12 protein-coding genes and 1 pseudogene are annotated in these 12993 nt (G+C 63.5%); 4 read left to right on the forward strand and 9 right to left on the reverse strand.

The window, feature by feature from the left end; all coding sequences use genetic code 11:
* The first annotated feature begins 122 nt into the window (after positions 1-122).
* Entirely contained in the window at positions 123-683 is a 561-nt protein-coding gene (locus BG61_RS36230) for a hypothetical protein (RefSeq protein WP_152565274.1), read from the forward strand.
* 424 nt (positions 684-1107) lie between these two features.
* Here the strand turns inward: BG61_RS36230 and BG61_RS36235 are convergent, their stop codons facing one another.
* On the reverse strand, positions 1108-2136 hold the full coding sequence (locus BG61_RS36235; RefSeq protein ID WP_035942922.1) for a zinc-dependent alcohol dehydrogenase family protein: 1029 nt from the start codon (positions 2134-2136) through the stop codon (positions 1108-1110).
* A 121-nt stretch (positions 2137-2257) separates the two neighbouring features.
* On the opposite strand from BG61_RS36235, the gene BG61_RS36240 reads away from it, so the two are divergent.
* Complete coding sequence (locus BG61_RS36240; protein ID WP_035942923.1) at positions 2258-3175, forward strand: LysR family transcriptional regulator; 918 nt, start codon at positions 2258-2260, stop codon at positions 3173-3175.
* Between the two features lie 449 nt (positions 3176-3624).
* Here BG61_RS36240 and BG61_RS45150 read toward each other — a convergent pair.
* The 8 genes and pseudogenes from BG61_RS45150 to BG61_RS36275 all read right to left on the reverse strand — a co-directional run.
* Positions 3625-3705, reverse strand: a pseudogene (locus BG61_RS45150) (IS6 family transposase); the annotation flags it as partial.
* 64 nt (positions 3706-3769) lie between these two features.
* A complete protein-coding gene (locus tag BG61_RS36245; RefSeq protein ID WP_233469230.1) occupies positions 3770-4651 on the reverse strand; it encodes an amidohydrolase family protein in 882 nt (293 codons plus the stop codon).
* 191 nt (positions 4652-4842) lie between these two features.
* Positions 4843-6072 (reverse strand): sugar ABC transporter substrate-binding protein, encoded by a 1230-nt coding sequence (locus BG61_RS36250; RefSeq protein ID WP_035942927.1) that lies wholly within the window; start codon positions 6070-6072, stop codon positions 4843-4845.
* Positions 6073-6105: 33 nt separating this feature from the next.
* On the reverse strand, positions 6106-7149 hold the full coding sequence (locus tag BG61_RS36255; RefSeq protein ID WP_035942929.1) for an ABC transporter permease: 1044 nt from the start codon (positions 7147-7149) through the stop codon (positions 6106-6108).
* The gene (locus tag BG61_RS36260; protein WP_233469231.1) at positions 7146-8168 is read right to left on the reverse strand and encodes an ABC transporter permease; all 1023 of its coding nucleotides are present in this window, start codon (positions 8166-8168) and stop codon (positions 7146-7148) included. The genes BG61_RS36255 and BG61_RS36260 overlap by 4 nt, the downstream gene beginning before the upstream one ends.
* Positions 8165-9691 (reverse strand): sugar ABC transporter ATP-binding protein, encoded by a 1527-nt coding sequence (locus BG61_RS36265; RefSeq protein ID WP_051673030.1) that lies wholly within the window; start codon positions 9689-9691, stop codon positions 8165-8167. Before BG61_RS36265 ends, BG61_RS36260 begins: the two co-directional genes overlap by 4 nt.
* On the reverse strand, positions 9684-10442 hold the full coding sequence (locus BG61_RS36270; protein WP_035942931.1) for an SDR family NAD(P)-dependent oxidoreductase: 759 nt from the start codon (positions 10440-10442) through the stop codon (positions 9684-9686). The genes BG61_RS36265 and BG61_RS36270 overlap by 8 nt, the downstream gene beginning before the upstream one ends.
* A gap of 23 nt (positions 10443-10465) precedes the next feature.
* Positions 10466-11263 carry an alpha/beta fold hydrolase gene (locus tag BG61_RS36275; RefSeq protein ID WP_035942933.1) on the reverse strand — a complete coding sequence of 266 codons (798 nt, stop codon included), beginning with the start codon at positions 11261-11263 and terminating at the stop codon, positions 10466-10468.
* A gap of 239 nt (positions 11264-11502) precedes the next feature.
* Between BG61_RS36275 and BG61_RS36280 the strand changes: the two genes are divergently transcribed.
* Together BG61_RS36280 and BG61_RS36285 are read left to right on the forward strand one after the other, a co-directional pair.
* On the forward strand, positions 11503-12198 hold the full coding sequence (locus tag BG61_RS36280) for a GntR family transcriptional regulator (RefSeq protein WP_035942935.1): 696 nt from the start codon (positions 11503-11505) through the stop codon (positions 12196-12198).
* Positions 12195-12884: an MBL fold metallo-hydrolase gene (locus BG61_RS36285; protein ID WP_035942937.1), complete on the forward strand. Its 690-nt coding sequence runs from the start codon at positions 12195-12197 to the stop codon at positions 12882-12884. Before BG61_RS36280 ends, BG61_RS36285 begins: the two co-directional genes overlap by 4 nt.
* The last annotated feature ends 109 nt before the right edge of the window (positions 12885-12993 follow it).

Here is a 12993-nt window from a genome sequence, read left to right on the forward strand (position 1 = left end):
ACTATCGCCGATCGTAGTGGGGCTAAGTTCGGGTCGGTGAGGAAGGCCGGTTATTTGACGTTTGCTCACTTTGCCCGTCTGCTATATTCAGTTTTTTCGAAATTGAAAGTCAACGAGAGAATGTGGCTATGGGCATGGCTGGGGCACTTCCCGGACTCAGGGAGGATATCTTGTCGCTTTACGCAGCGGTTCTCGCAAATTTTCACGTTTGTGCTGAATATGACCTGACCTCGGCAACGCCAGATTGGCTTGCGCTTGAATACATTAGCGGCCATCAAACAAGAGTCTTCAGCTCGGCGCTCGGAGTGGCGGTGAAGATGCGATCCTTCTTTGATATCCACCGGAAAAACGAAGCTTTGTCGGAGTTTCTTCGGACGTTGCCGACCGAAAATAAGCGTGGGCCGCTCTGCCGCCAATCACATCCCGCCCCACGCGACCTGTCGCTCAGGAACGCCTGCAACAAGATCATTCACAGCTTGAAGGTCGAGTTCATGAAAGGGAAGATCGAATCCAAAAAATTCGATCCGCCTGTCACATTCGTCAATGAGGTTCCGACCGAGCACGTGATCCTTGCGGGGACTTATGATTCTATCCCTTGGGTCTGCTCGCTCGACCTCCTTGTGTTCTGCTCGCTGGCTTTTGAACTACTTCAGTGGGTCGAATCTACCAGCACCCGACCCTGAGCCGCGCAGGCGACGGGCCACGACGGCCGCAAGCATCCGCCGCCAGTCAGCTCATTCCCCTGAATGAATGGCTGTTATCAAGCATGGAACTGCCTTTCGAATGTCATCGCGTCGCAGCGGACAAATGTCGCCTCCTGGCCGACCACGGAAGTTGGACGGACGCGCTGCTCGCAGCCGATCGCGCTGGTCTGCGAGCTTCTCTTGCCGACCCGTCAGGGACGTACAGGGCGCTGATCGGCGGCGGCGGCTTTGAGTGTAAGAGCGGACTTTGTTGAAACGCGCGGAGGGCGAGCGCAGCCTGTGCCGGAAACGGTCGCTAAGTGCAAGTAGGCTGCTCTTCAGCGATAGAATACGACGGCCGCACCGAATCCGAGGGCTCAAGCCCGGTGCTTCCATTGACAGCATCGACGCTCGAACTTCGTGCTTACGCGTCTTCGCCGATCCTGATCACCACTTTGCCGAATGGGCCGCGAGCAAGATGTTCGAATGCCTGCACGGCCTCGTCGAAGCGATAGACGCGATCGATGACAGGCTTGATTTTGTGTGCATTGAGGAACAAGTTCATGCGCTCAAAGGAGGTGCGCGGTGCCACGGCTATCCCACGAATCGTCGTTTGCCGGAAGATCAGCGGCATCAGATTGAGATCCGTCGTCTGTCCCGTCAGGAAACCAACCTGTGCGATCACGCCTTGTACCTTGGTGGCAGCAACGGACTGGTTGATCCCGTTCCCACCCGCGACGTCGATCGTGACGTCCGCACCCAAGCCACCGGTCAGTTCGAGTACTTTCGCCGACCAATTTGGATTCGTCCTGTAGTTGATCCCTTCGACCTTGTCGCTATTGAGGAGCGCCCTCACCTTCGCAAGATTCTCGTCCTTGCTCGACGTGACGATCACGTGCGCGCCGTGTGCAATGGCGATCTGCGCCGCGAAAATCGACACGCCTCCGGTCCCCTGCACTAACACCGTCTGGCCCGCTTGGACGTGGCCGACGTCCGTCAGTGCGTACCAGGCGGTCAACGCGGCGATCGGCAAGGTCGAAGCTTCTTCGTCGCTCATCGACGCGGGCGCTGGCACCGCGCTGTCTTCGTGGAGGATCATGTATTCGGCAAGCCCTCCCGGCAGCGGCATGCCAAGGCAATACGCTGGTTCATTAGGGCCGGGCGCACCATCGATCCAGTGCGAGTAAAGCGTCGAATTCACGCGATCACCGATCTTGAAGCGGGTTACGCCTTCGCCGATGGTGACTACCGTGCCGGCGGCGTCCGACACGGGAATCAGCGGCTTTGGCACGCTCTCGGGCTCATAGATGCCGTCGACGATAGCTTTGTCACGGAAGTTGAGCGATACCGCGCCGACCCTCACAAGAAGCTCGCCCGGCTGCGGAGCGGGCACTTCCACCTCTGCGGCTTGCAGGTTATGGAGACCAAAATCTTCGAGAAGCCATGCTTTCATTTCACACCTCGTGTTCGCTGCAACGGCGGATGCCATCGTGTTGAAGAGTGTAATTTCGGCGATAAGATTGAGTTAGGCGATAAAATTCCAGACATTCCATCCTTCCATTCCAGAATCAACCATGGACGATCGTTTTGCTGGAATCCGCGAGTTCGTAACTACCGTCGATCGCGGCAGCTTTACAGCGGCGGCCGAGACGCTGGGCGTTACAGGGTCTGCGGTTGGCAAGAGCATCTCGCGGCTGGAGGTGCGGCTCGGCGTTCAACTCCTGCATCGGACAACGCGCCGAATCGACTTGACGACCGCGGGCGAGACGTTCCTTCTCACTTGCCGACGCATCCTTGAAGATCTGGACCAGACCGAAGCCTTTCTGTCCACTGGCCACGAGCAACCGATCGGCCGTCTGCGCGTTGATCTGCCGACGACATTCGGTCGACGCCATATCGTGCCAGTGCTTTTGAGCTTGACGGAGAGATATCCGCGCCTCGTTCTCGCCGTAACCTTGCAGGATCGGGCGGTGGATGTCGTTGGCGAGGGCGTCGATCTGGCTGTGCGCATCGGCGCGCTCGATGCGTATCCGGATCTCGTTGCGCGCAAGCTCGGCGAACAGAAGCTTGTCATTTGCGGCGCGCCTGCGTACCTGGCGCGTCGCGGCGAACCGCTGCGGCGGGACGATCTGTTCGCGCATGATTGCCTGATAGGCTGGCGACGCAACTTGCAATTGGGGTGGTTACTTGCAAACGCAGAGAGCGGCAACGACGCCGCGTACTTTGACGTCCGCGCGCGCCACGAACTAACGGACGGTGACACGTTACTTGACGCCTGCCTGTCCGGCTATGGTCTGGCGCAACTTCCGGGATGGCTGGCGAGAGAGGGTTTGCGTACGGGCGCACTGCGCGAGGTCCTGCCGGATCTGTCGACGACAACGCCGATTCACGCGATCTGGCAGAAGACGCGACACCTCCAGCCCAAAGTCAAAGTGGCCGTAGATGAGTTGACGCGCCTTGCAGCGCTCGAAACATCGGTGTTCCAACCTTGAACGCGCTTGCGCCGTTGCTCGCAGCATCGGCCAGTTAGATTTACGTTTTTTGGGGCGAGTGTCCGTTTCGTGGGCGGAGCGGCCTACCGGATGTCTCTTCACGGCCGCTTATTGCCTCACGCCGTCGTTAAGCCCGGATCGCGTTTTCCCCAAGATCCGCCATCAAAGTCCGCGCGTTGCGCTGGCCCTGGTCCTCAGGTTATTGGTATCTATACCGGCAACGGTTACTCTGTCTCTTGCTATTCAACCGCTACGACGTACAGTCCGTGTGGCAGGGCTTTCATCGACGCGGTTTGAGCTTACAACGAGTCAACTTTCGTCTGCTCCGCAGCCGATGCGCGCCTTGTCACTGTGATCAGCTAAAACCCAACGCGGACACTGCGTTACGGTGGGAGCAAAGCTATTGAGACTATTACTGGCGACAGACGACTTCAAGATTCACGGGATTACCAACGCACACAAAGGACGATGACTTCGCGGTCGAAATGACGCCCGTTGACCAACCATTCGAGATCTTTCAGCTTGCTCATTGGCTCGTGGTCGTCAAAAGCTCAAGGGTAACAGACCGACGCGCCGAAATTGCACCACAACCCGCTACGCCACGTACGGCTCGAATCCATACAGCCGCTCCGGGTTGTCCACCAGGATCGCCTGCCGCAGCGCCGCGTCGCCGACCCACTCGCCGAACTGATCGGTGAGGTCGGTGTCGTCCGGCATCGGCACCGGAATCGACGGATGCGGCCAATCCGTGCCCCATACTAGCTGACGCGGGTTCGCTTCGATCAGCGCGTCGACAAACGGGCGCGTATCGTCGTAGGGCGTGGCTTGCAGGCCAGTGGTGCGATACGTGCCGGACAACTTCACCCACGCGAGCTCTTCGCGCACCAGTGCGAGTAGGTTCCGAAAACCCGTGTCTCCGATGCCCTTATGCGTCGGCACATGGCCCAGATGATCGAACACGGCGGGCACGCGCAGCCGCTGCACGAGGCCGGGCAAGTCGTCGATGGTCGACACGTCGGCGAGAAACTGCAGATGCCAGCCCAGTTCGCGGATGCGTTGCGCTAGCATGCCTGCGGTGCCGATCGCGAGTCCCGCGCCGAACAGCAGATTCACCCGCACGCCGCGCGCGCCGAGCCGGTGGTATTCGGCCAGTTCGGCATCGGTGACGGACGGTTCGACCACCAGCACCGCACGCATCGGCAGCCGGCTCTCGGCCATGACTTGCAGGCTGCGCCGGTTGTCCATGCCGTACGGACTCGGCTGGACGATCACCGAGCGCGCGATGCCGAACGTTTGGGCCAATTGTTCATAGTCGGCCAGCGTGGCGTCGGGCGGCGTATAGCTGCGCCCCGGCGCATACGGCCAGGTGTTTTCCGGGCCGAAGACATGAAAATGACAGTCCACCGTGCCGGGCGGCAACGGCTGTCTCGGCGCACGTGAAACAGGGCGTGCCGGATCGCACACAGGAATGGTCACGATTGAAGCCTCCACCGCTACGCGATCTTAACGCCTGCGGGTTCAAGTCCCGCCGGACGCCGCGCGAAATGCGCGAATCGCGTGATTCAGAAAAAAGTCCGGTCCAGGCGAACCCGAACCGGAGCATCGAGCCGCTCGCGCGGTGTCGGCAACGCTAGCAGCGTGGATAGCGCCGACCACGCTTCCCGCGCTTAAGGCTTGACCGAAGCCACTACCTTGGTCAGCTTGAACAGATCTGCCGGCGCTTCGCAATGCTGGCAGTTCACGCCCGGAACATTCGGTGCTTCCTTGATGATGTTGGCCGGTAGCGGCTGGATCGTTGCGCCCGGCGTCGGCGTGCCGTGCAGCGCCGATGTCAGCGACAGCTCGGGCGTCAGCACCGGATCGAACACTTCGGTATTGAAGGAATCAGGCACCTTGGTCGACGGGAACGCGTTGCAGCCGCCCACGAACGTATCGCCCGTGCACACCTTGACCTTGTCGGCGGGCAACCACGGCAGCGGGTACTCGATGTTATGCACCGTGACTTTGCGCTTGCCGGCCAGCTCTTCCATCATCAGCTTGAACGCGTAACCCGACACATTGATCGGATCGCCCGACGAAATGCCGTCGAGGCCGCGCTTCTTCAGATCCGCGTTCGCCAACGCGAGACGGAAGCCATTGGTGTTTTCGCCCGTCACCGGCACGAGCTTTTTCTGACCGCTCGCGAGCATCGCCGCGACAATGCCGTCCTCGCCGTTTTCGCCGAAAATCGCATCGACGTCGGGGTGCGCGGCGAGCGCCTTGGCGGTTTCCTGCTGGGTCGTCTGGCTGTTCCACATGCCGTAGTATTCCGCGACGATCTTGATGCCCGGATACTTCTTGAACACGCTCATCGCGCCGTCGTAATTCATCTTGTCGACCGAGTTGCCGGCGACACCGCGATCGATGAACACGTTGCCCTTGCCGTTCAGTTTATTCACCAACCATTGCGCGGTATTCGGCGCGAAACCGGCGGTGATGTAGCTGACCGTGCGCGCGCACGGCTCGGTCACCGTCGCGCTGTACGTGTACACCAGCACGTGTTTTTCGCACGCTTCGTGGATCGCGCGGTTCAGGCCGGTCGACGAGATCGGGAACGTGATGATGGCGTCGGCGCCCGCCGACACCATGCTCTGATACGCCGCGGCCTGCGCCTGCACGTCGGTGCCGGAGATGACCGTTTTCAGATCGACCAGCTTGTCGTACGGCGGCGTGGCGGCGAGCGCCTTGATCAGGTTCGAGGTTTCGGTCTGATATCCGTTGCCGCTATAGCTCATGCTCAGATACACCTTGTACTTCTTCGGCGGCGTCTGGGCGTGGGATGCCGTGATGGTACCGGCCAGCACGGCGGCGGCGCCAAGCGCGAGAGCGCAGGTTTTAAAGGTTTGTCGATAGTTCACGTGTCCTCCTGATGCGTCGGGATGTCCCATTCTTTAGGGTTGTTTTCTGCTACTTGAAGCACTGCGTTTGATGAGCAGCGTGAGGTCGTCGCGCAACAGCACCAGCGCGACGAAGATCACGACGCCGTAAATGATCGTGCGCCAGCCTTCGGCGATGCCGAGCGACGAGACGATGGTCGACAGCGTGGTCAGCAGGACCGCGCCGGCGGCGGCGCCCAGATAGATGCCGCGTCCGCCGATAATCGAGGTGCCGCCGATCACCACCGCCGCCACCGACGGCAGCAGATAGCTCTGGCCGAGCGTCAGCGTGACGCCGCGCACGTAGCCGAGCATCAGGATGCCGGCGAGGCCCGCGCTCGCGCCGCTGATCGCATAGGTCGCGATGGTGAGCCGGTGCACCGGCAGTGCGGCGACATACGCGGCGGTCGGATTGGTGCCGAGCGCGTAGAGCTTGCGCCCGAAGCTCGTGCGCATCTGCAGGAAGCAGCCGGCCGCGGTGCCGAGCACCATCAGATACAGAATCGGCGTGCCGAGCGGCGTGCTCGCGAACAGCGCCGACAACGCGGCCGACGGCTGGCCGTTCGGCGTGCCCTGGGTAAAGCCGAGCGTCACGCCGTACAGGATCACGCCCATCGCGAGGGTCATGATGAACGGCGGAATCTTGACGAGACTCACGCCGATGCCGCTGCACGCGCCGAGCGCCGCGGTGATCAGCAGAATCGCCGGCACTCCCCAGACGACGGCGGAATCCGCGCCACCGACCCACTTGAACGCGAGCACGCCGCCGAGCGTCATCATCGAGGCGACGCTCAGGTCGAGGCCGCCGAGCAGGATCACCATCTGCTGGCCGAAGGCGACCACCATCAGGAAGCTCGAGATCACGAGGATCGCCTTCATCTGCGCGAGGCTGCCGAAGTTCGGCCCGAGCACGCGCGAGGCGGCGATCAGCGCGAATGAAATCGCGAACAGCGCGATGGCGGTGCGCACGTCGCGGTCGAGCCGGCCGAACCAGCCCGGCGCGGCATCGCCGCCGCGGGTGTCGGCGGCCCGGCCGTCGGTCAATGGAGCCTGAGTCATGCGTGAACCTCCCCACGGGTGCTGATGCGCGCGAAGAACACCGCCACGACGACGGCGGCGATCATCACGACGCCCTGAAAAATGCCGGTATAGAACGACGACACGCCGGTCGAGAACAGCACCTTTTGCAGCAGCGTCAGCGTGAGCGCGCCGAGCAGCGAGCCGGCCACGCCGCCGCGGCCGCCCGAGAACGAGGTGCCGCCGAGCGCGATGGCGGCGAACACCAGCAGCAGATACGGTTCACCCGCGTTGGGCGTGCCGGTCGACGTAAGCGCGGTCAGCATGAAACCGGCGAGGCCGTAGCAGACGCCCGCGAGCATGTAGGCGATCAGCTTGACCCGGCGAACCGGCACGCCGGCCAGCACGGCGGCGGTTTCGTCGGCGCCGGTGGCGTACAGGCCGACGCCCCAGTCGGTGCGCCGCAGCACGCGCCAGATCGCGTAGGCCGCGACGGCGATCGCGAGCGACACCGGCACTATGCCGCGAATGCGGTCGGTCATCGTGTAGATCATGAAGTCGGAGACGTTGCCGCCCGGCGCGTCGAGAATCAGCAGCGTGACGCCCGAGCAGACGATCATGGTGGCGAGCGTGAGCGCGATGGATTGCAACTTCCAGTACGCGACCAGGTAGCCGTTGGTCGCCCCGACGGCGGCGCCGGCCGCCATCGCGATCGCCGCGCCCTGGACCGCGCCCCACGGGCCGTCGCCGCCATGCACGGCGACCAGCACGTTGGTGAGCGACACCACGCCGGCGACCGACAGGTCGAAGCCGCGCGTCAGCACGACCAGCGTGCCGCCGGCCGCCGCGAGCGCGAGCGGCAGGCTGTTATTGAGGATGTCGGTGAGCACGGAACCGCTCAGCGCATCGGCTTGAGTGGCGGCGAAGATCACCGTCAGCACCGCGAGGATCACGACGATAATGGTGGTGCCGTCGCCGAGCATGCGCCGGTACCACGGATCGGGGCACAACGCGTTCGACGCAGAGGAGGACGAAGAAGAGGAAGCAGAGTGGTTCATCATGCGGGAGCTCCGTGTCCGGCGGCGAGCGCGACGAGGCGTGGCTCGGACAGTTCGTCGCCCGATGCTTCGCCCGCGACGCGTCCGCCATAGACGACCACGCAGCGGTCGACGAGGTGGATGAGTTCGGCCAGTTCAGTGGAATAGACGAGCACCGCGCCGCCCTGAGCGACGAACTCGCGAATCAGGTCATAGATCACGGCCTTCGTGCCGACGTCGACGCCGCGCGTCGGATCGAACAGCACGAGGTGGCGCGCGCCGGACATCAGCACGCGACCGATCAGCGCCTTCTGCTGATTGCCGCCGGACAACGCGCCGATCTTCAGTTTCAGATAGCGGGGGGACAGGTCGACACGCGCGGCCTCCTGGTCCACGGCGGCTTTCTCGCGCGCGCGGTTGACCACGCCGAAGCGGCCCAGCCGGCCGAGCACCGGCAGCGTCATGTTGCTGTCGGTGCGCAGTCCGAGGAATACGCCTTCGGTCTTGCGCTCTTCGGGCACGAAGCCTATGCCGGCATTCGCCGCGTCGGCGGGATTGGACAGGCGCACGCTCTTGCCGTCGATGCGGATCTCGCCGCCGCGTACCGGCGTGAGCCCGGCCAGCATGCGGAACAGGTCGCGCTGGCCTTGGCCTTCAAGACCGGCGACACCGACGATCTCGCCCTTGCCGACGCTCAGCGTCATCGTCGCGACCGTGCCGCCCGACAGGTTGGTCACGCCGAACGCTTCGTCGCGGCGCTGGGCCGGCGCGCTGCGCGCCGCCTGCGTGTCGCGCGCGGCGGAGCCGACCATCATCTTGAAGATACCCGCGTCGTCGATCCCGGCGAGCGAGACGGTTTCGATGCTTTCGCCGTTGCGCAGCACGGTACCGCGGCGGCACAGTCGGCGCACTTCGGAGAGCCGGTGCGAGATGTACAGCACGCCGGTGCCGGCGGCGGTGATGCGCTCGAGAATGTCGAACAGCCAGGTCGGATCGGAGAGCGCCGCGGTCGGCTCGTCGAGCACCAGCAGCTTCGGATGCCGGGCCACCGCGCGCATGATCTCGACGCGCTGCTTCTCGGCCAGCGACAGCGAACGCACATGCAGAGCCGGATGAATGTGGCTCAGCCCGTATTCGGCAAGCATCGCGGCGGCGCGTTCCTCGCTCGCCTTGACCGACACCAGGCCGATCCCGCCCTTCACCTGGCGCGGCAGCATCAGGTTTTCCGTCACGCTCAGATTCGGCAGCAGGCTCAGTTCCTGAAACGCGGTCGACACACCGGCCGAGCGCGCGGCCATCGGATCGGCCGGTGCGTAGGCGCGGCCGTCGAGCGTGAGCGCGCCGCTGTCGGGCGTCACGATGCCCGACAGCACTTTCACGATGGTGGATTTGCCGGCGCCGTTCTCACCCAGCAGCGCGTGGATTTCGCCGGCTTCGATATCGAGCGACACGCGGCGCACCGCGATGGTGGCGCCGTACGCTTTGGCGATGCCCTGCAGCTCGAGCCGCTTCGGCGCGCCGGCGGACTGGGCGGCAGCGTCAGCCATTGTAGACACCACCGTCGATGCTGAACGATTGTGCGGTCACGTAGGCCGATTCGTCGGCGGCCAGGTAGACGAACAGCGGCGCGATTTCGTCGGAGCGGGCCTGGCGGCCGAGCGGCACCAGCGCGGCGATTTTCTGCTGCTGCGCGTCGGCGCCCCCCATGTAGTCGATCGCGGGCTGGTTGAATGCGGTGTCGACCCAGCCGGGGCAGATCGCGTTCACGCGGATGTTGTCGGGCGCGAGTTCGAGCGCGAGCGCGGCGGTGAACGCCACGACCGCGCCTTTGGACGCCGAATAGGCGACCAGCCCCGGACCACCGCGCTTGCCCGCCAGCGACGACATGTTGATGATCGAGCCCTTGCCCGATTGCCGCAGATGCGGGATCGCATGCTTGGCGCCGAAGAAGTGCGCGCGCGCGTTGACCGCGAACAGCGCGTCCCAGTCGGCCTGCTCGAAGCTCGCGATCGGCCCCGAGCGTTGCAAGCCCGCGTTCTGCGCCAGCACGTCGAGTCCGCCGAGCCATTCGACGCCGCGCGCGATCAGGTTCGCGACGCTCGCTTCGCTGGTGACGTCGACCTGAACGAAATGCGCGGCGTCGCCCAGTTCGGCGACCACGGCGCGGCCGGCTTCTTCAGCGAGATCGCCGATCACGATACGCGCGCCCTCCGCGATGAAACTGCGCGCTGCTTCCTTGCCGATGTTGCCGATTGCGCCAGTGATGATGATGCGCTTGCCGGTGAGACGACCTGCCATGAGGAACTCCTGAAAGGAATGGGTTACTGCTGGCGCGAACACGCGAGCAGGAAGCGTTCGAGCGCCGGATTGCACAGATCCGGCCGCTCCAGGGTGGGCATGTGCGCGGCTTTGGCGACCGTCAGCAGTTGCGCTGCGGGGATGGCGCGCGCGATCTGTTCGAGCACCGGCAACGGCGTGGACGTGTCTTCCTCACCGGCGACGACCAGCGTCGGCACCGCGATGCGGTTGAGCACGGCGGCGAGTTCCATGTCGCGGATCGCGGCGGCGCTGCCCGCATAGCCGTCGAGCGAGGTGCCGAGCACCATCGCGCGCATTTTCTCCATCAGATCGGGCTGTTCGCGCTTGAATGCCGGAGTGACCCATCGGTCCACGGTGGCTTCGGCGAGCGGTGCCACGCCGACCTCGCGGGCTTCGCGCACGCGGGCGTCCCATGACTCTTTGGGCGCGTCGCTGGTGGTCGCGCACAGCGTCAGGCTCGCGAGGCGCTCGCCATGCCACGCGCCGAGCTGCTGGCCGATCATGCCGCCCAACGAAAGCCCGACATAATGAGCCTGGCCGATGCCGAGGTGGTTCAGAAGCGCGACGGCGTCCTGCGCCAGCAGCGCGAGCGAGTAGTCGCCCGGCGTGCCGCTCGAACCGCCGTGGCCGCGAATGTCGTAGCTGAGCACGCTGAAGGAGTTCGCCAGCAGGGCGAGTTGCGGTTCCCACATCGTCAGGTCCGCCGCAAGCCCGTGGCTCAGCATGACCACCGGCGCGCCGGCTTTGCCGACTGTTCTGTAACGGGTCTGTATGCCGTTGATGTCGGCCCTTCGATCCATGTCTCCCCATCCTTTCGAGCGTTCCGTCCGGCGGTTTTCTGGGCGCGCCGGAACTTGTGGAGACCGAGTCTCAGTTTTGGTGACAATTTTGTCAAATATCTTTTCGTCAAGGTAAACGCCAATATTGGCGGCGCTTCGGACAGGTAAAATTGGCGGCATACAGCGTGGCGGCGGCGGGCCGCAGAGCGGGTTGCCGGCGGCCGGTGAACATCGTCAAAACAATTACCGAGGGAAAGGGTTTGGTCACAAAAACCGACGCACAGGCGGCGCAACTGGTCGAAGGCATCAAGTCGGACATCATCATCGGACGTCTGCGGCCGCATCAGCGGCTGGTCGAAGAAGAGATCAGCGCGCAGTTCAATGTGTCGCGGCATGTGTCGCGGGCCGCGCTCGTGCATCTCGAACGGATGGGTCTGGTCACGCGCCGGCCCAATCGCGGCGTGATCGTGCGCGACTTTTCGCTGCAGCAGGTCGAGCAGATCTATGAGGTCAGGATGATCCTGCAGCGCGAGGCGGCCAGCCGAGTGCCGATGCCGGCGCAGCCCGACGCGCTGGCCGAGATCGAGGACATTCACGCGGAGTATTGCCGCGAACTCGACGCGGGCAACCTGTTGCAGGTCAATGTGCTGAACGACGCGTTTCACCGCCGTATCTGGGCGACCTGCCCGAATCAGTATCTGGCCGAGACGATCGAAAAGCTGTGGGTCGAGACCACGGGTATCCGCTGGTACGGCGTGGGGGACCCGCAGTTGCTGTCGCATTCGCGCGAGCATCACGCGACCATGATCGAACAGTTGAAAAGCGGCGACCGCGCCGGTTTTGTCGCGCTCGCGGTCGACCACATCATGCCGCCGCTGGAAGCTTTCCGGCGCGCCCATCGCGCGAGTACGCTCGGCGGCCCGACCACGCTACAACAGGAACGCGCCGCCGGATGAAACCGACCTACGAAATTCTGGTGCAGGGCAATAACCTGCGCCTGAAGCACGATTTTCTGGGCATTGCCAACGTCACGCTGATTCGCGCGCAGGAGGGCCTGATCCTGTTCGACACCGGCGGCTATGTTTCGCGGCTCGGCTTGCTGAAGGCTCTGCGCGAACGCGGCATCGCGCCGGCTGATATCAAGACAGTTTTCCTGTCGCATCTGCATTTCGATCATGCGCACAATGTCGACCTGTTCGCGCATGCGCGCTTCGTGGTCAGCCAGCGCGAATGGGAGTATGTGCCGCATCCTCATCCGGACGATTTGCTGCTGCCCTGGGGCATTCGCGAGCAGCTGTCGAAGTCGAAGATCGAATTCATCAGCGGCGAAGGGCAACTCGATCACGGCATTCACTTTTTCCCGGCGCCGGGCCACACGCCAGGTTGCTACGGGCTCGAACTGGACACGGCGGATCGCGGCCGGGTGATCATTGCGGGCGACGCGATCAAGTACGCGAAGGAAGCGATCCTGAAGCGTTGCGATATGGCGTTTGATGAAATCGACGTCGGCACCCGGACGATCCAGCGGATTCTCGATCGCGCGGATCGGATTGTGCCGGGTCATTTTCCGGAGTTGATTCGTCAGGCAGACGGCAGCTTCGTGTGGGAAGACTCCGCACCGTTTGAATTGCTGGTCCGCTGAGCGCAAAGGTGGCCTCGCTGAGTAGGACAGTCTTTTGAGATTTTTAAGCGGAACGACCGAGGCAATCATGCCGCCGATTTGCTCGCAGGCAGCGTCGCGAAGTATGCCT

Source organism: Caballeronia glathei (genome assembly GCF_000698595.1).
GTDB lineage: Bacteria > Pseudomonadota > Gammaproteobacteria > Burkholderiales > Burkholderiaceae > Caballeronia > Caballeronia glathei.